At 41.7% G+C, this 23183-nt stretch carries 14 protein-coding genes; 4 read left to right on the top strand and 10 right to left on the bottom strand.

Translation table 11 applies throughout. The annotated features are described in order from the left end of the window. The 4 genes from B3139_RS11795 to B3139_RS11780 all read right to left on the bottom strand — a co-directional run bounded on the left by B3139_RS11795 (position 1) and on the right by B3139_RS11780 (position 10007). Entirely contained in the window at positions 1 to 3138 is a 3138-nt protein-coding gene (locus tag B3139_RS11795; protein ID WP_293883256.1) for a SusC/RagA family TonB-linked outer membrane protein, read from the bottom strand. A 28-nt stretch (positions 3139 to 3166) separates the two neighbouring features. Beyond that, entirely contained in the window at positions 3167 to 4705 is a 1539-nt protein-coding gene (locus tag B3139_RS11790; protein WP_349676348.1) for a TIM-barrel domain-containing protein, read from the bottom strand. After that, on the bottom strand, positions 4606 to 5814 hold the full coding sequence (locus B3139_RS11785) for a PA14 domain-containing protein (protein ID WP_293883253.1): 1209 nt from the start codon (positions 5812 to 5814) through the stop codon (positions 4606 to 4608). The genes B3139_RS11790 and B3139_RS11785 overlap by 100 nt, the downstream gene beginning before the upstream one ends. Before the next feature lie 182 nt (positions 5815 to 5996). Then, complete coding sequence (locus B3139_RS11780) at positions 5997 to 10007, bottom strand: hybrid sensor histidine kinase/response regulator transcription factor (RefSeq protein WP_293883250.1); 4011 nt, start codon at positions 10005 to 10007, stop codon at positions 5997 to 5999. A gap of 209 nt (positions 10008 to 10216) precedes the next feature. On the opposite strand from B3139_RS11780, the gene B3139_RS11775 reads away from it, so the two are divergent. Further along, positions 10217 to 10516, top strand: a complete 300-nt coding sequence (locus B3139_RS11775; RefSeq protein ID WP_293883247.1) for a hypothetical protein — start codon at positions 10217 to 10219, stop codon at positions 10514 to 10516. Between the two features lie 10 nt (positions 10517 to 10526). Here the strand turns inward: B3139_RS11775 and B3139_RS11770 are convergent, their stop codons facing one another. The 3 genes from B3139_RS11770 to B3139_RS11760 all read right to left on the bottom strand — a co-directional run bounded on the left by B3139_RS11770 (position 10527) and on the right by B3139_RS11760 (position 13665). Next, positions 10527 to 12278: an amidohydrolase gene (locus tag B3139_RS11770; RefSeq protein WP_293883244.1), complete on the bottom strand. Its 1752-nt coding sequence runs from the start codon at positions 12276 to 12278 to the stop codon at positions 10527 to 10529. Positions 12279 to 12451: 173 nt separating this feature from the next. Further along, positions 12452 to 13153 carry an HAD family hydrolase gene (locus tag B3139_RS11765; RefSeq protein ID WP_293883241.1) on the bottom strand — a complete coding sequence of 234 codons (702 nt, stop codon included), beginning with the start codon at positions 13151 to 13153 and terminating at the stop codon, positions 12452 to 12454. A gap of 23 nt (positions 13154 to 13176) precedes the next feature. Further along, complete coding sequence (locus tag B3139_RS11760; protein ID WP_293883239.1) at positions 13177 to 13665, bottom strand: NUDIX hydrolase; 489 nt, start codon at positions 13663 to 13665, stop codon at positions 13177 to 13179. A gap of 143 nt (positions 13666 to 13808) precedes the next feature. On the opposite strand from B3139_RS11760, the gene B3139_RS11755 reads away from it, so the two are divergent. Then, entirely contained in the window at positions 13809 to 15386 is a 1578-nt protein-coding gene (locus B3139_RS11755; protein WP_293883237.1) for a Na+/H+ antiporter, read from the top strand. 75 nt (positions 15387 to 15461) lie between these two features. Here the strand turns inward: B3139_RS11755 and B3139_RS11750 are convergent, their stop codons facing one another. After that, the gene (locus B3139_RS11750; RefSeq protein ID WP_293883234.1) at positions 15462 to 15728 is read right to left on the bottom strand and encodes a hypothetical protein; all 267 of its coding nucleotides are present in this window, start codon (positions 15726 to 15728) and stop codon (positions 15462 to 15464) included. 115 nt (positions 15729 to 15843) lie between these two features. On the opposite strand from B3139_RS11750, the gene B3139_RS11745 reads away from it, so the two are divergent. Together B3139_RS11745 and B3139_RS11740 are read left to right on the top strand one after the other, a co-directional pair. Beyond that, positions 15844 to 16503, top strand: coding sequence for a FadR/GntR family transcriptional regulator (locus tag B3139_RS11745; RefSeq protein ID WP_293883231.1), 660 nt, complete (start codon positions 15844 to 15846; stop codon positions 16501 to 16503). Positions 16504 to 16576: 73 nt separating this feature from the next. Next, positions 16577 to 17800: an MFS transporter gene (locus B3139_RS11740; RefSeq protein ID WP_293883228.1), complete on the top strand. Its 1224-nt coding sequence runs from the start codon at positions 16577 to 16579 to the stop codon at positions 17798 to 17800. A gap of 40 nt (positions 17801 to 17840) precedes the next feature. On the opposite strand, the gene B3139_RS11735 is transcribed toward B3139_RS11740, so the two are convergent. Then, on the bottom strand, positions 17841 to 19724 hold the full coding sequence (locus B3139_RS11735) for a RagB/SusD family nutrient uptake outer membrane protein (protein WP_293883225.1): 1884 nt from the start codon (positions 19722 to 19724) through the stop codon (positions 17841 to 17843). Between the two features lie 27 nt (positions 19725 to 19751). Continuing rightward, a complete protein-coding gene (locus tag B3139_RS11730; RefSeq protein ID WP_293883222.1) occupies positions 19752 to 22967 on the bottom strand; it encodes a SusC/RagA family TonB-linked outer membrane protein in 3216 nt (1071 codons plus the stop codon). Positions 22968 to 23183: the final 216 nt, after the last annotated feature.

Raw genomic sequence — 23183 nt, 5'->3', positions numbered from 1 at the left:
TTAGAATTTAACATTTAGGCCAAATAATACCGTTCTTGGTCTTGGATAGTAGCCGAGGTCGATACCCGATACCCAACCATCTGTTCCATAGCCGATCTCGGGATCCATCCCATCATATTTGGTGAACGTGAACAGATTTTGACCTTGTACGTAGAACCGGATCTGATTAGCATACTTCCATTTGATCAGCTTCGACAGATCATAACCAAAGGTCACATTGCTGATCCGAAGAAAGTCTCCATCCTGAATATAAAGGTCTGAAAACTGCCAATTGACATTAGTTTCCGTAACACGGGGGATCTTACTGGAAGTACCTTCTCCGGTCCATCGGTCTAATATTCGTGTGGTATAGTTTGCTTGTTTATTGGCATGATTGCGGTAAGACTGTACAATTTTGTTTCCAAGGGAACCGTAGGCATTCACCGAGAAATCAAATCCTTTATAATCCAGTCCAATATTAAATCCATAGGTAAAATTAGGCATGCCAACACCTAGATTTGTCTTATCCGAGGCATTGATAATACCATCGTTATTCTGATCTACATATTTCACATCGCCCGGTTTTACATCCGCTTGAAGGATACCTTTTCCGGCTGTTTTCCAGGCGTCGATCTCGGCTTGGTTCTGGAATAGACCGTCTGTTTTATACCCCCAGAAGTAGCCAATGGGTAGGCCGTTTGCGGCGCGGTAAAATTCTTCCGAGTTATCGTATAACATGGCTGTCTGTCCGTGGATAATACCATCTTCAGTTGGTATCTGTCCCACCTTATTTTTGTTATAGGCACCATTTACCCCAAGACGATACTTGACTTCATTGATCTTATCCGCCCAATTTAGTCCCAGTTCCACCCCTGTATTCTTCACGTCACCGCCATTGATAAAAGGGGGCAACGTTCCAGTTGTCGCCAAAACAGGCGCTGTAACCAGCCAGTTTTTCGTCTTTTTGACATAAAAGTCGGCAACAACATCCAGACGGCTGTTCGCAAATTTGGCATCAAATCCGATATTGGTCTGTTCGGAAGTTTCCCAGGTCAGATTCGGATTGGATAAGCGGCTCGGATAGGCCCCAGCGATATTATTGTTGCTCGTTCCAAAAACATAATGTGCGCCGGGGTTGGACGATGTAATGCCAGTTGAGGTACTGATGGGTGCCGCATATTGAAAATCAGCAATATCCTGGTTACCAACTTGTCCCCATGAAGCACGGAGTTTAAAGAAGTTTACAGCCGCTAAATGCTCTTTAAAAAACTCTTCAGAAGAAATTACCCAGCCCGCCGATACCGAAGGGAAATATCCCCAGCGGTTGCTACGCGAAAATTTAGAGGATCCATCGGCACGCAATGTAGCATTCAAGAGGTACTTTTCCTTATAGTTATAGCCCAGGCGTCCAAAATACGAGACCCTGCGGGTGATGTTCTCTGGTTTTCCAGACACCGTACGCGTTTCGACGACATTACCTTTTTCATCCAGGTGTGCCTGGCCTGTGGTATTGTCCAAATAGGCATGTGCAAAATCGTTGAACTGCGAAAGCAGATTCCAGTTGGCCCCCGAAAGGTAAGTTCCCTGGTAACGTAGCGACTCCATACCGACCATGGCCGAAAAACGGTGATCCGTGTGAATATCAAAGTCATAGGAAGCGGTATTTGTCCAGGTCAGCGTATGACCTTTGCTCATGTTCTGCGAGGTGGTTGTATGATCTTGGTTGTAGGTGTAGATGGAGAAGCGATATAAGGGCGTAAAACTTCTGTATTCTGAAGCATAATAGTTGAACCCCAGCAGTGAGCGGACCTTTAAGCCTTTAATCGGTTCGATCTCTGCAAATACATCGGCCAGTAATTTTTGACCATCATTGGCGTTGTTCGAATTGGTCATCATCACCCCATATGGATTGCTGTCCCCATTGTACCAGGGCGAATTGGAGGTATCATTGAAAGGACTTCCGTACAAGCCATTGTCCGAATACACCGGTGACAAGGGCGAAGTAGCAAAAGCACCACGCAGCGTATTACTGTACTGATTGCCGACACTGATGCCTCGATTCTTAATGTAGTTAAAGTTGAGGTGTTGACCTATTTTCACAAAGTTATCAAAAAGTTTATGCTCCGAGTTCGTCCGGAAACCATAACGCTGATAGTTGGAAACGTCCTTACCACCCACAATTCCCTCCTGACCAATATAGTTCATGGATAAAGCGTAGGTGGATTTCTCATTCCCACCGGTCAGGCCAAAATTGTAATTGTCCGTTTTTGCATTATCCTTGAACATGTAATCCATCCAATTGGTATTGGCCAAACCTTCCATGCTGTTAAAATCAATCAGCGCGGCTCCCGAATTCAGTGATTGCTCATTCATGATTAGCTTGTACTGATCTGCATCCAGTAATTTCGCTTTACGCGAAACATTCTGAATGCCTGTATAGCCATCAAACGATAGCACATTTTTACCCGCTGCCCCCATTTTGGTAGTGACCAGGACCACTCCGTTTGCCGCTTGCGACCCATAGATGGCAGCCGAAGCAGCGTCTTTAAGTACGTCGATAGATTGGATATCGGCCGCATTCAAGACCGAAATATCTCCTCCTGGGACACCATCAATGACATACAAAGGACCTGAGTTACCGATTGTCCCCAGTCCGCGGACGACGACTTTCATATCTGCTCCCGGCTGACCCGAAGTTGATGTAATGGATACACCCGGTGCTTGCCCCTGAAGCGACTGCAGCGGGTTCAGCTGATTGCGTTTCTGCAGTTCTTCACCCTCAACTTTCAAATTGGCTCCTGTATTCAATTTTTTCTTCTGTACACCGTAGCCAATGACCACCACTTCTTCAAGATCAGAAGCTTGCGGCTGCAGGCGGATTACCATATTGGGGCCGGTAACTTTAACTTCCTCTGTTCTATACCCCACGTAGGTAATGGTCAATACTGTCCCTGTGCTGGCCTTCAGTGAAAACCTGCCCGATTCATCACTGCTGGTTGAAATCTTCTGATTCTTTATGCTAATACTCGCTCCCACGATTGGCAAGCCTGAATCAGCCGAAACAACCGATCCGGTGAAGGATTGTGCCCAGACCAAAGAGGTCACGCTGGTCATGACCACGACGGCCACGCCCCTGCTCAACAATTGTTTGCTTATCATATGTCTTGATTTATAAATTGGTTTTCTATTATTTTAATTTGATCTGTACGGCTTTCCCTGTAAAGGTTACTGCTGTTGATTTTTTTGATGAAACATCCAGTCCGACGGCGTTGCTATCGCTGACAAAAATGATATTGAACTTTCTTTTGGTCAACATGCCCTCGAAATCTCCCCGACGGTTAGCCAAAGAAAGTGTCTGTGTCGAATTGTCGTAGCTGAAATCAATACGGCTGTACCTTCCTTTTTCATAATTATAGTTGCAGCCTTCGTCTTCATAGAGTGAAAACTGACCGTTTGCCCCTGCATAAATATAAAGATCCAGCACATCCGCCTTTTTCTCTGTCGTATACTGCATAACGGGTCCAATAGGTAATATAGATCCGGCCCGGACATAGACAGGGATACGTTCGTAGGGTGCCGCAACAAGCAGATCCTGCCCACCTGCTATCATCTTGCCATTGTATAGATCATACCAGCTGGTTCCTTTCGGAAAATGTATCTTGCGTGAAGTCGCCCCTTTTTCTGTAACTGGATTGATCAATAAAGATGGCCCCCAGAGGTATTGGTCATTGCTATCGAATCCATCTTTGTCTTGTGGAAAATCCATGGCAAGCCCACGTATCATCGTATAGTCTTCAAAAAAAGTCTTTGCGGCAAGACTGTAGTTGTAGGCGAGTAATTTATACCTTAGGCCGATCGCATAAGTCATGCTTTTATAGGCTGGATGATCTGCCGGAGCGATATTGTACGGCTCGCGGTAGGGATATTGTCCATGCGCCCTGAACAAAGGCAAGAATGCCCCGTATTGGTACCAGCGGCTATTCAGCTCGCGCCACTCCTCCAAGTCCACCGCATTAGGTTTGTGAAATCTATTTTCAACCAAAAAACCACCGGCATCCATTGTCCAGTACGGAGTACCGGACATCGAGAAATTGATGCCCCCTGCAATCTGATCTTTCATATCATGCCATCTAGAAGCAATATCGCCACTCCAGGCCGCCGCGGCATAGCGCTGTTGGCCTGCAAAAAAGGAGCGTGTCAAAATAAATACCCGTTTATTGGGGTCTGTTTCACGCTGTCCCTCGTAGATGCCCTTAGCATTTTGTAAAGGGAACGCATTATAATAGCGCACCGATGATCCTATACTTGGCTGAAAAACCGACTTTCGTTCATCCAGATCAATATTGGAATGAATATCGGGTTCGCTGGCATCCATCCACCAGGCATCGATCCCGATTTTGAAAAGGTTGTTGTCCAACAATTTCCAGAACCCATCGCGTGCTTCTTTGTTGAAAGGGTCATAAAAAGTTGAGGTATAACCCTTTCCAATCCAATCTTTACGACCATCATAGATATTGCGTGGATAGATCCATTTGTTCGCTTTAAATTCTTGGTATACCGAAGATTCTTCATTGATTTTGGGCCAGGCCGAAATCATGATCTTAAAGTGCTGATCATGCAGCTTCTTCACCATGGCCTGAGGATCTGGAAAACGCTTTCCATCAAATTTCTGACTCCCCCAGTCGTTTTCAGACCAGTAAGACCAATCCTGCACAATATTGTCGATCGGGATCTTGCGCTTGCGAAATTCGGTTGCCACCTCTTCAATTTCCGCTTGCGTNNCCCATCCGGTATCCATTCCATTCGGATCTGGTGCGTCTTATCTTTCTGCAGGTCCTTTTCTATTTCAAAGGTACCAGCATTCCAGGATTGCCGCCAGCGGTCGGCGACCTCTTCACCATCAATCCAGACTTTCATATAACCCGAATATTTAAAATGCAGCACATGCCTGCCCGTGTAGGGCGACGAGAAATTTCCCTCATAGATAACCTTACTGTCGGCCAGATTTACTCCCTTTGGAAACTTGTGCTGATCCGTTAGATAGCCATAATCGATAATCGATTCCGGCCGGGATAAATAGACCTCGTTGACTTTGTTTCGATTTACATAGGTTGCAGTGAGCCAGCCCGGCTCACCTTCCTTGGACTGCAACTTAAAAGCATTTAAGGGCAATAATGGTCTCACATCGCCCGCTTTTGTAATGGAATAATTGTGCCATAAGATACCGTAGTTGTTGGTGGACAGTAAAAAGGGTATTCCGATTTCTGTATTGTACTGCAGCAGCGAAACCTGTTTTCCGCGATTATAGTTCATCACGGCATTCTGATGCTGGCCGAATCCATAGATCCCTTCCTCAGGATCGACAATAAAGTCTTGGTTAAGTTGATAAAAGACATCTCCCTGATAACTATTGGCTAAGAAAGAACTTGAATTCCGCTTTGCTTCTTTAAGGATGGATTGCCCCTTAAGGTCAAAAAATTCCACTTTACCATTCATCAAGGAAACTACTGCCTGCATATTGGCAGTTTGTACATGTACCGTCGAGTCGGTCGAACTTACCGCGAGTGATTTTACTTGCCGGCGCAGTGAATCGACGATCACTAAGCTTGTTTGTCCTGGTAAGGCTGCACCAGCCGGAACAGCCGTGACACGCACGATCTTATCGGTCACGACATCCAAATAGACATCCTGATCAATGGAGGTTTCCGAATTTTTGAAGCTAACTTTAATACCAGTAGGTGTTTTTTCATAATGAGCTTTATTCGTCTGGCTGAATCCCTGCTGCACGATCGCGAAGAGCATCAGACCACTTAAAGCGTACGTTAAGTTGCGCATTTAAATAAGATTTATTGGTTATTATATTCCCTTGGTTATTACACGTCCTTTCCTATTGAAAGAACTGATCAAATATAGAATGTAACCGGTTGTATAAGGGGTATATTTTGTTAACTTTTAGGGGCTCCTTTGTTAACATGTAAGGGATCATTTGAAGGTACAATAAACTTCAAACCTATGAATTACAGGCTTTTTCGGTAAAAAGACGGTAGGTTTCCAAATGCAGATTTAAAATATTTGCTGAACTGTTTCGGATTTCCGAATCCCGCTTCATAAGCAATTTCAGCTATCGATAATTTCGAGTTCTGAACTAAATGCATGGCACGTTTGAGCCGGATATGCCGGATGTATTCCATCGGCGAATAACCGGTGATGGCAAGCACCTTTTTATAAAGGCCTACGCGGGTGATGTTCATTCTTTTGGCAAGCAGTTCGACAGAAAGCGAAGAGTCACTGAGATCCTGTTCAATTTCCTTTACCAGCGCACGGATAAACTGTTCATCAGCAGATGCGATATCCGGCTGTGCCAGATTGACATTAATCTGTTTTTTATACCGTTTTACCATCGTCTGCTGCTGATGGAGTATCTGCGCTAATTTGGAACGCAGCAGGTTAATATTAAAAGGCTTGTTGATGTAATCTGTAGCACCGGACTGCAAGGCTTCCAGTTCAATTTTCTGATTGACTATCGCCGTTACAATCAGCACAGGGATATGGACCAGCTTAGCCTGGGCTTTTATATAGCGGCAAAAATCCAACCCACTCTCCCCGGGCAGGCTGAGATCGGTGATGACAAGATCAACTTGTTGCTTGCTTAAAATCAATTTCGACTCATTGATACCTTTTGCAGAGTGGATTACGTAGGTTGACCTTAGGGTCCGCTCCAGGTAATGAAGAAAGTCAATATCATCTTCGACCAATAAAATAGCGGGTTTATCCTGCCTTTTGCTTTCGACAGAGTCAGTGCTCGCTGCGACCTTATTTAAAGGTAGTTGAACATAAAATATCGTCCATTGCCCATTGCTGCTCAGCCTGATATTTCCACCCAAGAATTCTACATAGTCTTTGACAATGGAGAGCCCGATGCCCGTACCCTGATTCAGTTTTCCATTTGGCACATCCAGCTGTATGTAACGTTCAAAAACACGGGATTGTAGATTTTCTGGAATCGCTGTACCCTGGTTTTGAACTTCAATAAGCAGTACCTTTCCTGCTTCTTCTTCAGTTACTTCGGCATTGAAGGCCACAATGCCGGATATCGGACTAAATTTGATCGCATTCGACATCAGATTGAAAATAATGCTTTCCAGTTTGTTTTTGTCGAACCACGCCGGGTATGTGTCTTGGGCAATATTGACCTGTAGGGAGATTTGATTGCTTTGGGCCATTCCGGCAAAGGCATTGAGCTGTTCATGGATAAATCCCATGAGATCCCCATATTCCTCGCTCAGTTCCAGTTCACTTTTCTCTAATTTCCTAAAGTCCAGCAGCTGGTTAACCAGTTTGAGGAGGCGGTCCGCATTCTTCTTGATCAAATTTAGGTCAGCTTTTTTTTCTGGATGCTGTTCTTCCTCCAGCAACTGTTGTGCTGGAGTTAGGATCAAGCTGATCGGAGTCCTGAATTCATGGCTTATATTGGTAAAGAAACGTGTTTTTAAAGCATCCAGCTCCTTTGCCTGGGCTGCCTGCTCCTGGGCAAGGTAAAGTTGATTACGCGTCTTGACACGCAGTTTTGTCAAATAAAAATAAGCCCATAGGACGACTAGTATCATACAGGCATAAAAAAGAAAGGCCCAGGTAGAACGCCAAAAAGGCGGCTGTACATCGATTTTCAAGAGCAGTACACCCTCCGACCAGCTATTCGTATCGATGGCATGCCGAATAAATAAGCTGTAGCTGCGGGTGTCTAGATTGGTGAAATTGGCGCGCATGGTCCCCGGTTCAAAATCAAACCATTCATCACTTAGACCGGCGAGCTGATATTGGTAGAGTCCATTATGCTGTTGCAGGTAATCAAAAGTCGAGAATTCCAGCGAAATGGCATTTAGATTGTACGGAAGACTCAGTTCCTTGAGATTATTCAGGGCTTGATCGTAAATGACCCGACCCGAAAATTCCTCTCCTACTGCTACCCGCTTATTAAATAAATAAAGGTTGGACAAAAGGGGCAAGACCAGTTCATTTTCGCTGCTAATTTTTGTAGGGTCGATAAAATTGAATCCCTTTGGTCCACCAAAGACAAGTCTTCCGTCCCTAATTTTTAAAGCCGCATTTTCATTGAATACATTCCCCTGTAGGCCCGATTCCTGTGTAAAATTGCGAATGATGAATTTCTCGGCCTGCCCCTTGCCGACGATCGCCGACAGTCCTTTGTTTGTTGAAGCCCAAATATCCTCTTGGTTATCGACCAATAGTGCCAGGATCGCATCGTCGCTGAGCCCATCCTGCTGTGTGAGACAGCTTATTTTCGTCCCGTCGATTACATGCAACCCCTCTTGTGTCGCTATCCAGATGCGACCGGTTTTGTCCTCCTTGATATCATAAATCAGATCATTCATGAGTTTCATAGGCGAACTGGAGGTATTAATATAGCTGATCCTACCGTCGGGACCCAATAATTCCAACCCCGTAGCTGTGCCAATCCAGAGCCTTTTTTTCGAATCCTCAAATAAGACGGAGATATAATTGCTGTTGATGGCTTGGCCCTGCCGAGAATACGTTTTCGAAAACTGTTCTGTTTTTCTATCAAACAGGTACAAGCCGGAACTTAGGGTTCCTATCCAAAACCGATGTTGACTATCTTCATAGATCTCCCAAACACTATCGTCGTTCAATTTTCCAGGTGCCGGGTCACGATGGAAAACTTTAAAACTTTTGCCGTCGAATCGACACATACCACCTCGATAAGTTCCGATCCACAGCCTGTCTTCTGTATCCAGCAATAAGGAAACAATTACGTTGGAACTCAAACTATTGGGATCCCGAGGATCATGCAAATATTGCTTAAATGTTTTCTGACTGATATCATAATAGAGCAATCCCCCACCGTTTGTCCCGATCCAGAGATTGCCCCTGCGATCCTGTACAAACTTATTGACATCGTCAAAGGGAAGTGATCTGGGAAGCCCCAGATAGTTCTTGATTAAGGAGAATAACAACAGGTTGGGATGATAATAACTGATGCCACCTTTATAGGTTCCTGTCCATATAATGCCTGACTTATCCCGATATAAGCACGTTATACTATTGTAAGGCAGACTCCGTAAGTCATATTTATCATTGCCGATGATTTCGACACTTTTCGTTTTCTTATCGTAGACATTGATGCCACCATGGTCTGTGCCCAGCCAGAGAAGTCCTTTGTCGTCTTCCACGATATTGCCTACAAAGGGGTTGGACAGTTCTTTTTGAATATGCCGAATTACCCCGTCTTTCGGGTCAAGCCAGTATACCCCAATGGGGATATCCTTTGAGAATATCCATATGACGCCCTCTTGATCGGCAAATAGATTATAATTTACCGTTTTATTAATGAGCGGCAATAAACTGGTTTTGATACTTTGCAGCGACTTTGTATCGATATAGCCAAGGAGGCCATTTTCGTAGATTACGCAGATCGTTTGCCCTTGCCCCGCTATCACATCCGCAATTCGGCTGCTTTTGGTCAGCTGCGGCACAGTACGGTACGTTTTGGTTAGGGCGTCGTACAGGACCAGCGAACGATCGCTATACAATAGTGCAAAGGTCTGCTCTTCAAGCGGCCTTATCGTGTGTACGTCTTTGACGGGCAGCTTCAAGCTGGTGAGTATAGAATCCAGGTGCTGGCGGATAATGCCTGAGCGCTGATCATACACATTCATCCCGTTGTTGGTACGGATCCAGACATTGCCTTCCGGTCCTTCGAAGATTGCTGAAATCACATTTCCACTCAGGCCTGTGTGCTTACTGGCAGAATATCGGAAATTTGTGAATTGTACCCCATCAAATCGGCTCAAGCCCGACTCGGTACCAAACCACAGGTAATTATTCTTATCTCTAATGGCACAGTTGACGTGATTATGAACCAAGCCTTGGTCAGAAGTTAAGGTTTTAAACGCATAAGTATTGACCTGGCTCCAAGCCGAAAAATGACCTATGAAAAGGAGAAGAAAAAGGTTGAGATACGCGTATAAAAAAGACTTAAGTTGCTGCATTGGTTATGATCTTCCCAATGATACAAAAATTGAGCAAATCCAGCAAATCTGCTGTACGATTTCAGGTGTATACCTCCTACATTGACTCATTTGTATGGTTTAAGAGGAGATCATGTCAATCTAGATGTGTCATCTCTGGTAACATCAATTTAAAGTTTTTTGAACAATTTGAACTGAGGAACTGTTCAACTAATAAAAAAATCAGAGCAATGAATACACGAATTGGATTAATGATCACAGCAGCAGCGGGTGTTGCTGCATTTATTTACAGCCGTTGGAAAAGACGATTTGTAAATATCAATACGGAGAAAGACCATCAACACGAAAAGAGCAATCTATTCTATCCACCTAAATGGCACAATCAAATCAAAAACCTTCCAGACATAGATGCTGCAGATATTGTTTCGTTGCAGTATGCTAATTCATCCATATCTTCCAACAGTAATGAGGTTGCACAAAGCCTCGCTAAACATGTGCCCTACCACCAAAGAGGGAAAAGGCATCACTAGGAGGATTACATTAATGAGAATTAAAAGGGTTCTCTAAATCTCGCTTAAAAACTGACTTGCCTTCTTTGATCGTTTCTACAACGATGATATCTCTTAATTTTAGAGGATCTATTGTTAACGGATTCTGATTCAAAATAACAAGGTCGGCTAACTTCCCTACCTTCAGAGACCCTTTACTTTTTTCCTCTTGGTATTGATACGCCGCATTTATCGTAATTGCTTTTAACGCATCCCATACGCTAATACGTTCTCCTGGCCCTAATACCATTCCGCTCCGCGTTATACGGTTGACAGCGGCGTACACCCCAGTCATTAAATCAGGTGGTGTTACAGGACTATCATGATGGATAGTAAAAAGTATTCCAGCAGTTTTTGCTGATTGCGCGGGACTTATAAAAGAGGCACGTTTTGGGCCAAAAACACTTTGATAATGCCAGTCTCCCCACAAATATACATGGGATGAAAAATAAGACGGTATAACGCCAATTTTTTTTATCTTAGCGATATGATCAGGTCTGCTGTTTTGCACGTGAATTAACGTCGCTCTGAGTTCGGGCTTGTAAACCCCTTCATTTTTCAGTTTTTCGATCACCCGAATCGCCTGATCAATAGCCGCATCACCATTGACGTGGAGTTGCGCCGTAATATCGTGTGAAAATATTGTTTTCAGATCATTGTATAGAGCTTCGTCCGAAAATATTGGAAAGCCTTTATAATCTGTCGACTGGCCTTGTGGAGGAACGAGATAGGGTGCTGTTAACCACGCTGTTTTTCCCTGCGGAGAACCATCGTTTGAAAATTTAAAACCGCCAAATTTCAAACGCTTTTCGTATATCATATAATTAGATTTAAAGGAATTCCAATCTGACTTGTTGGCTTCGAAATCTGGAAAATAGATCACGTCTGCCTTAAGAAGATTTTTTGAAGCGGCTTCTTTTAAGAGTTCAATATTCCCTCCCATCGAACGCCCGTCGCAGATCGTTGTCTGACCATAACTAAGCCACTCGTCTTGCGCTTTAACAAAATCTTTAAGCGATTGAGATAGTTCGTCTTTAGCCTCTTTGGGCTTAGGCAACAAAGCTGTCAGCTTTATTAATGCCGCAAAGGAGGCATTTTCTTCCAACTTACCATTTAAGCGATTATCGGAACTTCGCCCGTAGTGTCCTCCCTCTGGATCCTTGACGTTTTCTGTAATATTTAACAAGGTCAGCATAGCGCTATTAACAACACTCGCATGACCAGAAGAATGGATGACAATAATAGGATGTGTAGTGCTAACCGCATCTAGTTCCTGACGGGTAGGATGGCGATGTTCACGCATAATAGCATCGTCATAGCCGTTTCCCAATATCGGCGCAACAGATCCGGGTTTCATCCGATCTATTACCATTTTTAATGTCTTTTGAAGATCCGGTATGGAATTTACGGTTCCATAAGGGCTTGGAGAAAGATCTATTGCTTGTTCCATCCCGGCTCTTGAAGTGATATGCCCATGAGCATCAATAAAACCAGGAAGTAGGGTTTTACCCTTTAAATCAATCCGCTTTGTATTGTCTTTTATGTAGTTATCCGCTTCCTTTTGGCTTCCAACAAAAATGATTTTACTTTCCTTTAATACTAGAGCTTCTACTTCCGGAAAATCCGCTTCCATCGTAACAATATTTCCGCCGAAATATACAACGTCTCCTTTTTGCTGATTACTCTTACAGCCTAAAAAAATTAAGAAAAAAAGGAAAATGATTACGTTTCTAACTGTTTCCATGTGACCGGTTAATAATATTTTCTAATAACAATGAAGTATCTTCATTGTTTTAATGTTATTAAAACGACCAATCTACAAACGGAAATTTAACTATTAAATGGCGATATTAGTTGGGTCCTTCAAGTTAAAAAAGTGATTTTACAACAAACGCTTAACGAGATCTATATCTTTAACTAAAGCAAGATTGGTAGCAATTGATCTAAACTGTCTATCTGTAGAAAACTACTCGGCTTTATGTCATCGCTTGATTGTTCATGGGACCACGTTACGTGATACGGAATATGTATTGCCTGTCCGCCAATTTCCAAAACGGGTAGAATATCGGAATTTATTGAATTTCCTATCATCATGAAATTCTTGGACGGACATTCAATTTTGCTTAACAATTTCGTATAATCCGCACTTTTTTTGTTACTCATAATCTCAACATGATGAAAATATTTTTGAAGAGGCGAATTCTTCAACTTTCTTTCCTGATCCAACAGATCGCCCTTTGTCGCTACAATCAATTTGTAATGTGCACTAAGTTGTACCAACGTATCCTCTATGCCATCCAATAATTCAATCGGCATTTTTAATAAACATTGTCCAATTTCTATAATTTTGTTCACTGTGCTCAAAGGCAGTTGGCCAGCAGAAATACGGCTGGCAGTTTCTATCATACAAAGAATAAAACCTTTTACGCCATATCCGTAAAGCGACAGGTTGTTCATTTCCGTCTTAAATAGTTCCTGCGAAATTGCATGCTGCGGAAGATAGTTCTCTAACAGTGCGCAGAAATCATGTTCTGCTTTTTGAAAATAGGGTTCATTTACCCATAATGTATCATCAGCATCAAAGGCAATGATTTTAATCGCGTCTTTATCGATAGTCATTTTTCTTATTCAATTAAAGCGTCCTAAATAAGCTTAGTATTGCTATACTGCTCCCATAGTCCCGTCAAGTTTACGGCTGAGTCATAGGTAGCATTAAGAGCGAAATGCTTTTTCTTTGCCACATAATCATAGATATAGAGATCGGTTATTGGCGTCGGAATAGCGGATAAATCCGCTGCTGAAATCCATTCTAAATCTCCTTCATTACAATAAGGTACATCGACAAATTCGATGTCTGATACATATACGTAACTGATCCAATTGTAATTAACTGGAGAAGTTTCTGTCAAAATACCACAAAACTGTTTTGAAGTTATATGGATACCTGTTTCTTCGATTACCTCTCGCTCAACAGCCACATCAGGATTTTCAAAGGGGTCTATTTTTCCACCAACAGGAACGTACATATCCTTGTTGGGTTCTTTTAAGCGTCTTAATAATAGGAATTTATCTTTATTTCTCAAGATACATAGTGTTGCGACTCGTTTCAAACCGATCACTTCGTTCTCCATCTTTTTTCTGTTTCTAACAAAAATAGGAAAAGATGCGACAGTCTTCAAGAAATATTTCTTCCAATTTTCAATAAGCAGATTAGCCCTCTTTTTTGAAAGAATTTTGGAAATTTGATTTATATTTATATACCTAAAGTTTATATATGTTAGAAAATTTTGAATTCTATCTATTTGTGCTCCTATTGATCACGATGCTGATCTTACTGGCGAGAAAAATTCAGGTTGCCTACCCCGTTTTACTTGTATTAGCCGGACTTGTAATTAGTTTTATACCAGGAGTTCCTACTATAAAAATAGAGCCCGAATTAATATTTATTATTTTTTTACCTCCACTTTTGTACGAGGCTGCTTGGTCAACGTCATGGAAAGAACTGTGGCGATGGCGTAGGATTATATTTAGCTTTGCCTTCGTTGTGGTCTTTTTTACAGCCTTATCGGTTGCCGTATTTGCTAACTATTTTATCCCAGGATTCTCCTTAGCACTTGGATTTTTATTGGGAGGCATAGTTTCACCGCCTGACGCGGTTAGTGCTGGTGCAATTTTAAAATTCGTAAAAGTACCCAAAAGATTGGCTTCCATTCTGGAAGGTGAAAGTTTATTGAACGATGCTTCCTCATTAATAATCTTCAGATTCGCAATGATCGCCGCAGCTACAGGACAATTTGTATGGTACCAAGCTGCCGGAAGCTTTGTTTGGATGTGCGTTGGCGGTGTAGCAATAGGGCTTGCAATCGCATATGTTTTCCTTAAAATGCACAAACTTTTGCCCACCGATTCAAATACAGACTTATTGCTAACTTTCATAGCGCCTTTCTCTATGTATTTGATCGCAGAACAACTTCACGCTTCCGGCGTTTTGGCAGTGGTAAGTGGCGGATTATTTTTATCCTATCGCAGCCACGACTTTTTGAGTAGCGCATCCCGAATCCGCACCGTAACAGTATGGGAAAGCTTCTGCTTTTTATTGAATGGTATTGTCTTTATGCTTATCGGATTAGATTTACCTGAAATTGTTTCGGGATTGGGAGACACCAATATTTCTACCGCGATCGGCTACGGTGTAGCCGTAACAATAGTCCTTATTCTCGTCAGAATTTTCGCTGGATATGCTGCGGTAATCACCACTTTAGTAATGAAACATTTCATAACAGTCGCCGATGCCCAATCACCAGGTTGGCAAACTCCAATGATTATTGGTTGGACCGGAATGCGTGGTGTAGTTTCTCTGGCGGCAGCTCTGTCCATTCCCTTAACACTGGCGGATGGTACCCCTTTTCCACAAAGAAACCTTATTCTTTTTATCACATTTGTCGTCATTCTTTTAACCTTAGTCGTTCAAGGATTAACACTTCCTTTTATATTAAGAACAATCAAATTAGTAGATAGAGATTTTGTCCGAAGCGAGAAGGAAATCGATTATGAAATTCAGAATAGGCTAGCTCAAGTTGCTGTCGATAAAATTCGAAATGACTACGCCGACAAAATTGAAAATTTTCCGACCTTAAAGGATCAGTTAGATAAGTATGAAAATCAATTGCGGAGCTCTGAAATTATCATTAATTATGCAGAATATCGCAAAATATATATTGACATTCTTGAAACGCAACGCATGTGGCTTATCAATAAAAATCGTGAGGAGCTTTTACTAGACGAAGAAATTATTAAGAAGCACCTTCGTTTATTGGATCTTCAGGAAGAAAGATTAAATATGAAGAGCTAGGTCTTGTACAATCAGATCACCTAATTTTTCATGATCGGCAATAAAAATATTGACCGATCATGAATAAAAAACTGATTAATCTTCATCCAGGTAAATACCATGAACGACAAATTTAATATCCTTGTTGAAAACAATCATATCTTCAACATCTTCAGAATCTATAGGGTAAAGGGTGTCAAGCCCTCCCTCATCCAACAGTTCCGAATCTGGTATAAGTTCAAAAAAGGTGACTCCATTAACAACAGATAGTTCCTCCACTTTGATATAAGAAACATTTTGGCTTCTCCAAAGTGCCAAAATATCAGTAGAAAATAACTGATAATTACTCGCTTGATTTGACATGCATGCAAATTAAGAAAAAAGTGGCGCAATTCACCTGTCCCAAAAATTTTTCCACGTCTGAACTAATTGTAAAACAAATTCTACTAACTTTGCAATCATCAGATGATGTGATTATATGAAGAATGATGCTATTATAAGGAAATCGCTAGCAGAGGAAGTTGCTACTGCAATTGAAGAAAAAATCAAAATGGGCGCTTTTCCGGTAGAGTCAAAACTTCCCACGGAACCTGAATTAATGAAGCAATTTGCTGTAGGTAGATCAACAATTCGCGAAGCTGTTAAATACTTATGCCAGTCTGGCTATCTAAATGTACAACAGGGGTTGGGAACATTTGTGAAGAGTTCAATAGGACATCACGCCTTGGATGCCAAAATTGAAAAAGGAAATTTTGATGATATCTTTGAAGTTAGGCAAGTATTGGAGATTAGAATTATTGAAAAATCTGCCCTGAATAGGACAACTAAGGGGCTGAAAGATATGGCTTCGGCGCTAAAGAATAGACTAAAATATGCAGAGTTAAATAATCTGATAGCCTGTGTTGAAGCTGATATAGCTTTTCATAGTGCAATTGCAGAATCTTGCGGAAATAGCATTTTAACAGCACTGTATACCACATTATCGGTGCATGTCAATAAGTTCTTTATGTCCATATATAAAGACACCACTCCCTTCCTATCATCTCAAAAACAACATGAAGAGTTAATGCTGGCGATTAAAGATAGGGATGTCAAACGGGCGGTCGACATCGCTAATCGAATTATAAAACAACTATAATTACTTAATAATAATTTTCAAAATCAAATTTAACAATCCGCTATCAATTTAGCAACAAACATCTGATGACCTGATGAAAAGTCCTCTAAAAATTAAAACCTTAAACCAACGTGCTTCTTGGAATAGTTCCGGCACTGTGTACCCAATCTTATTTGCCATCAGTGCATCACATCTGCTCAACGATTTAATTCAATCTGTCATTCCCGCGGTATATCCGATGCTAAAATCGAATTATGCGCTTACTTTTACACAAATTGGTATTATAACATTGGTATTTCAACTGACGGCTTCTATCTTGCAGCCATTTGTTGGCTTGTATACCGATAAAAATCCCACACCGAGATCCTTAGCCGTTGGCATGTTATTCTCATTAATGGGGTTAATTTGTATTTCTTTTGCTTCAAACTTCCTGTATATACTATTGTCTGTAAGTCTCATTGGCATGGGATCTTCTATATTCCATCCTGAAGCTTCACGTGTAGCACATTTAGCTTCAGGTGGAAAAAAAGGTCTTGCACAATCCATTTTTCAAGTTGGTGGAAACGCAGGTGGTGCCATTGGGCCCCTCCTTGTAGCACTCATTGTAATTCCTTTTGGTCAAAATTACATTGGCTTATTCGGCGTATTGGCAATCGTTGCAGTCGTGATATTGACCTACGTTGGGAAGTGGTATCAAATTCATCTCAAACCTAAAACAGAGGTTATACCGGCAAATCAGCCAACATCGAAACTACCAAAATCAAAGATAATTTTTGCCTTGGGGATTCTATTGGTTTTGATTTTTTCCAAATATTTTTACATGGCCTCGATGACCAGCTACTTCACTTTCTATCTGATCAATAAGTTTCATGTTTCAGTTCAGGAATCTCAAATTTACCTCTTTGTATTTCTCGCCTCGGTTGCTGCGGGAACAATATTAGGCGGACCATTAGGAGATCGTTACGGTCGAAAGCTCATTATCTGGGTTTCGATTCTCGGTGCCGCACCGTTTACGCTACTTTTACCACATGCAGGTCTTGAAGCGACAATTATCCTTTCAATATCAATTGGCCTTATAATCTCCTCTGCTTTTTCAGCAATCCTAGTTTATGCAACAGAGCTCATCCCGGGGAAAGTGGGCATGATCGCTGGCTTATTTTTCGGTTTTGCATTTGGAATGGGGGGAATTGGTTCTGCTCTATTGGGGTGGTTAGCAGACCGTACCTCCATTGAGCACGTATTTAACATTTGCGCCTACCTCCCATTGATTGGTATTGTGACCGGATTATTACCCAATATGAATCATCCTAAGAAATAACGTTAAAAAGGCCTCCATTTATAATGAAGGCCTTTCTGAATTAATATCCGGGATTTTGAATTAATTTCGTATTTCTATTAATCTCGTCCCGATGCAAAGATGTAAAATACATCTTGTCATCCCAGTTTCGGTTTTCAATTCCTGGATCAATATCCGATACAACATATTTATAGGTGTAACTGCTTGGATCGTATTTGTATTGTGTCACACTTTTGCCTGCCTTAAGAGTTCCAGTAATATTGATAATATTTGCCTTGCGGCCGATTGTTTCTGCAGCTATCATCCAACGTCTCGCGTCAAAGAAGCGATGCTCCTCATAAGCTAACTCTACACGACGTTCGTTTCGATAGCGTGCTTTTAACGCCGCTCCACTCTCACTACTAGGTATTGCAGGCATTCCAGCTCTAAACCGAACTTTATTCATCCATATTTTAGCCTCGCCTTCCTCACCTAACTCCAGACATGCCTCGACGTAGTTTAATACCGCTTCCGTATAACGAAACATCGGCCATGGAATACGTTGTCTTGTATTTTGGTCTTCCATTGTAGGATCTGGATCGGTAAATTTACGGATATAATAGCCCGTTCGGGAGCCATTCCAATCTTCAATAGGGCTCTTTCTTGTGTCGAGACCAAAATGTGTGGTTTTTTGACCTTGTGCATTAACAACCTCATATTGCCCTGTCTGAATCTGGTTTACCTTATCCCGGGCGGCAACATCAGCTGTTCGAGGTTTCCAGTCTGCACCATCATACAATAGAGTTGCCTTCAAACGCGGATCACGATTTTGATAAGGATTGGCTGCCATAGTTGGATTTGACCAATCGAACTTTTCACCGGCAATCGTCTCGTAATCATCTACCAACAATTGTATTGGCGTATTTCCAGCCCAATTGTGGTAGCCATTCGGTCCATTGTCGCGACCTACCCAACCACCGCGTTCATCTTTTTCGTCGATAAAAAATCGCCCCAAAATAATGTCTTTAGCCGCCGTAAAGTCAACTGCTTTACTCCCCCCTCCTAAGGAAAGAGCCATGTAATTAATCGCTCCATCGGAAGCCGAAACAGGCTGATTTAAATCAAGTTTATAGGCAAATTCGCTATGATCAATGACAGCCTTGGCAGCGGCCTTTGCTTTTGTCCAACGATCTGTTTGATTACCTGTGGTATACATGAGGTATTCTGGGTTTTTATATCCTGCTAATAATGTAGATTTTGATTTTGCTTTATTTGCATCGTGAAGGTCACTAGCGGCATACAACAAAACTCTTGATTTTAATGCCAGTACAGCAGCTTCGCTCGCCCGTCCTTTTACTTGAGATGCCCCTTTCAAAAGCTGAGCCGCGTTGTCAAGATCTTTAACTATGGCATCGACACATTCCTCATAGGTATTTCTAGGAACCATGTAGTCTTTATCGTTCAGCGTATAGATCTTATTATCGATCGGTATTCCGCCATAGTAACGTAACAACTGCTGATAATAATAAGCACGTAAGAAATAGGCCTCCCCTAAAAGTTTATCTGCCTTTGTTTTATCAAATTTGGCTTCTGTTAAATTAGAAATCGCAATATTAGTCGCCCGGATGCGTGTATACATGCGCCCATATTCATAAGTTTCCATAATATAGCCCTGATCGGCAGGATTCGAGCGCGATTCAGTAACTGTATTTATTCCCCGGTTTGGATGGGTGAATAGTGCTTCATCTGTCATCGAAGCCATTTGCTGTTCATAAAATCCACCTACTCCAAATCCATTATAAATTTCAATCACAAAAGCTTCTGATAAGCCCGCGTCTGACCACACCACCTCCTGTGGCACTTCACTAAGTGGCTTTGTACTTACAAAATCATCATTACAAGCGTGTAATGTTGCAGATAATACGAGTAGCATGAGTGATATATTGGTAATCTTTTTCATTTTCATCTTCTTCTTCTTTTAAATTCGGGTTGATTAAAACGATAACAACGCGCCCAGATTGATTAATCTTGCTTGCGGATAATATTGTCCTAATGCATTCACAGCTTCCGGATCATACATTTTGATTTTACTCCAAGTAATGAGGTTCATTCCATTCGCAAATAAACGCAATGAGCCTATACCAATTTTATTGCAAATACTAGAGGATAGATTATATCCTAATTCTACATTCTTAAGTCGGAGGTAATCTGTACTTCGCATCCAATACGTGTTATTATAGGAATAATATTGATTACCGCGGTCTGTTAGACGTGGATATACACTGCTCGGGTTACTGATACTCCAGCGGTTTTCGTAGAATTCCTCCACAAAATTTCCAATAGATCCAGACTCATCTGTACCGACACGGATCTCTCCGCCTGTAGCACCCTGAAATAATACCGATAAGTCAAAATCTTTATAGGTAAGGCTAAAATTGAAACCGCCTTGAAATGTCGGATCACTATTTTTATCGCGTCTAACTTTATCATCGGGTGTGATTTTTCCGTCACCGTTGTAATCTTTATACTTCATGTCACCAGGACGCAGAGTTTTTGTTATGGCGCTATAATCTAACTGATTGTTTGCAATATCATTTAAATCCCTGAATACGCCATCATAGATATAATAGATATCAGTTTTTATTGGCTTTCCTGTACTCTGCTGCCATGCTGGCGCTCCTGGTGCCTCATCCCAGAAGATGATTTTATTCTTCGCATACCCACCGTTAACACCTACAGTATAACCAAGTTCCCCGACTTTACCATGATAACCGAGATTAAACTCCCATCCCTTATTATCGACCTTACCGATATTCTCGGCTGGGAGCGTCATTCCTGTACTTTGCGGTATGGACGCATTTTTGCGCCATAAAATTGAATTACGCCGGTTTTTGAAGATGTCAAATTCCAAGTTCAACTTGCCCTGAAGAAACTGAAAATCAAATCCGAGATTGTAATTATTGGCTACTTCCCAAGTAATCATTTCATTTGGTACACGACTTTCGTAAAGAGACTTGGCTAACTTGTCATTTACGATATACGTTCCAAAAGAATACGTGGAAAAATATTGATATTCTTGTAATTTATCATCATAATAGATGTTATCATTTCCCATCTGGCCGTACGAAGCACGGATTTTGAAATAATTAATTACAGGTACATTTTCCTTCCAGAAATTTTCTTCTGACACGACCCATCCAGCCATTGCCCCAGGGAAGAACCCGAATCGCTCCTTTTCAGGAAACATGTAAGAACCGTCGTAACGCCACAAGAGTTCGGCGATATATTTACTTTTATAGTTATAACCAAACCGACCAAAATAATTTAGACGAGCGCGCTTCCATGCCGCACCGTCGTTATTTTTTTCCTGTTCCCCGCCGGCGAAAAGATAATCAATCGCATTGGAAAGAAAGTAGCGGCGATAAGCACTGAACTTATCGTTATCAATTGTTTCTCTATTGATACCCGCAATGGCATTCACTTGATGGTTTCCAAATTTCCGGTCAAAGCTCAAAATACCACCAAGCAAGATGTTTAATTGATCTTCATTGCTTTGATTCAGATTCGGATCCGCAGGACCACGCCGCCCAGGGACCAGTTGTGGTGTTTCCCCATCAGCTTCATATGCACCTTGCCACGAATATAATGTCCAAGGTATCACCCACGTTTTTTGGTTTTTCACATATTTGTCTACAGATGCATTCAGTGTTAGCTTCAGACCATCAACCCATGGATTAGTAATTTCAACCTGTCCATTCGTTTGGAAATAATAGCGTTTGTCCCTATCATATCCTGTGGCATTAGTAGTGATAACGACGGGGTTTTCACCGTTTTCTATATCTGGCCCTGGCATACCGTTTGGCCAAATTGCAGGTTGAGTGGGATTTCCGCGCATGAGCATTCTGAAGATTGTACCAGCAGTTTTTGTTGGAAAATTGCGATTTTCCTGTCTCCCTAATACGCCGAATTGCGTTTTTATATATTGACTTATATTAGCATCGAGATTAATTCGCAAATCATATTGTTTATATCCTGTGGCGGAGTTCTTGTAGTATGCATCCTGATTTTGATAGCCCAGGGACATCAAATATTTGACATCCTCAGTACCGCCATTGATCTGAAGATTGTGGCGTTGTTGCGGCGACCAATCTTTTAGGGTAGACTTATACCAATCTGTATTTGGATGGCCCCAAGGATCAGACCCGTCGCGGTATTTTTGGATATCCTCGGGTTTAAAAGGTGCATCTAATATTCCACCATCTTTTTTAATATAACTCCCTTTATCCGTTATTGCGCTATATGCTGCAGACCATTCGTCGACCGATAGATTATAGATCTCAAGTTCATTTCTAATTTCAGCAAATTGAGCAGCAGTGGTCAATTTGGGGATTACTGTAGGTTGGGAATATCCCTGATTAAAAGTGTAGGAAAATTGTGGCTTGCCTGTTTTTCCTCTTTTCGTAGTGACAAGAATAACGCCGTTAGCTGCACGGGCCCCATAAATTGCTGCGGAAGCATCTTTAAGTACCGATATATTTTCAATATCACGGGGATTAAGCCGCTCGATTCCGCCTTCACGCGCCGGAACACCGTCAATTACCACCAAAGGACTGCTATTCCCTAACGTATTTGTCCCGCGGATCTTGATGTTAGATCCATCATAACCGGGTTCAGCACTCCCATTGGTCGCTGTGACACCAGGTACCCGGCCTGTTAACGCATTTGAGATGTTTAATGCTGGTGATTTGGCAAGATCACTCCCTTTAACCGTCGCAACTGACCCAGTCACAGTCTCCTTTTTTTGCTTTCCGTAACCTACCACGATAACCTCTTCCAAACTAGATTGTGAATTGAGTAGAATGACGTCAACAATACGTCTTCCCTTTACAGCTTCATCCATAGATAGCTTACCAACCATTCGAAAATTGAGGGTACCACTACTTGGCACTTTATCCAATTTGTATTTACCTTCGTTGTCGGTTTTAGTCGCTAAGTTACTTCCACTTACCGAAATGGTCACTCCTGGAATAGGCATTCCAGCTTCATCGGTCACTTTACCGGTAACACTTAACTCTTGTTGAAAGAAAATTCCATAGCTTGCAAACGTTGCAGCGTCGACGAATTGGGGACTCAATGTGACTAAAGAACACAACGAACCTGTCCAAAACGCTCTCTTCCATTGATTTGAGAAATAATGGCAGTTGATCATAAAAACTGTTTAATGTTTAAATTCTATTTATAATAGTTATTTTTTTTGCTGTGATAAGATTTATCGGTTTAGCATCTTAAGACAGCGGTTTATAATTGAATATTCACTTTGAATTTACAAAAATTATGATAAAATACAAGTGTTATTTTTACACTATTTAACATATTTTACACAAACGTTTGTAAATAAGCTATTTGAAATTTCATAAGTAAGCCA

The sequence above is a fragment of the Sphingobacterium sp. UBA1498 genome (genome assembly GCF_002325125.1).
Classification (GTDB): domain Bacteria; phylum Bacteroidota; class Bacteroidia; order Sphingobacteriales; family Sphingobacteriaceae; genus Sphingobacterium.
Note: the sequence above shows the minus strand (reverse complement) of the source record. Positions and strands in the feature narration are given on the sequence as shown.

What these genes read in the sequence shown, in the direction of transcription:
- B3139_RS11795 (WP_293883256.1), bottom strand. Translation starts at nt 3,138, where the DNA reads ATGATAAGCAAACAATTGTTGAGCAGGGGCGTGGCCGTCGTGGTCATG.
- B3139_RS11780 (WP_293883250.1), bottom strand. Translation starts at nt 10,007, where the DNA reads ATGCAGCAACTTAAGTCTTTTTTATACGCGTATCTCAACCTTTTTCTT.
- B3139_RS11775 (WP_293883247.1), top strand. Translation starts at nt 10,217, where the DNA reads ATGAATACACGAATTGGATTAATGATCACAGCAGCAGCGGGTGTTGCT.
- B3139_RS11770 (WP_293883244.1), bottom strand. Translation starts at nt 12,278, where the DNA reads ATGGAAACAGTTAGAAACGTAATCATTTTCCTTTTTTTCTTAATTTTT.
- B3139_RS11765 (WP_293883241.1), bottom strand. Translation starts at nt 13,153, where the DNA reads ATGACTATCGATAAAGACGCGATTAAAATCATTGCCTTTGATGCTGAT.
- B3139_RS11760 (WP_293883239.1), bottom strand. Translation starts at nt 13,665, where the DNA reads ATGGAGAACGAAGTGATCGGTTTGAAACGAGTCGCAACACTATGTATC.
- B3139_RS11755 (WP_293883237.1), top strand. Translation starts at nt 13,809, where the DNA reads ATGTTAGAAAATTTTGAATTCTATCTATTTGTGCTCCTATTGATCACG.
- B3139_RS11750 (WP_293883234.1), bottom strand. Translation starts at nt 15,728, where the DNA reads ATGTCAAATCAAGCGAGTAATTATCAGTTATTTTCTACTGATATTTTG.
- B3139_RS11745 (WP_293883231.1), top strand. Translation starts at nt 15,844, where the DNA reads ATGAAGAATGATGCTATTATAAGGAAATCGCTAGCAGAGGAAGTTGCT.
- B3139_RS11740 (WP_293883228.1), top strand. Translation starts at nt 16,577, where the DNA reads ATGAAAAGTCCTCTAAAAATTAAAACCTTAAACCAACGTGCTTCTTGG.
- B3139_RS11735 (WP_293883225.1), bottom strand. Translation starts at nt 19,724, where the DNA reads ATGAAAATGAAAAAGATTACCAATATATCACTCATGCTACTCGTATTA.
- B3139_RS11730 (WP_293883222.1), bottom strand. Translation starts at nt 22,967, where the DNA reads ATGATCAACTGCCATTATTTCTCAAATCAATGGAAGAGAGCGTTTTGG.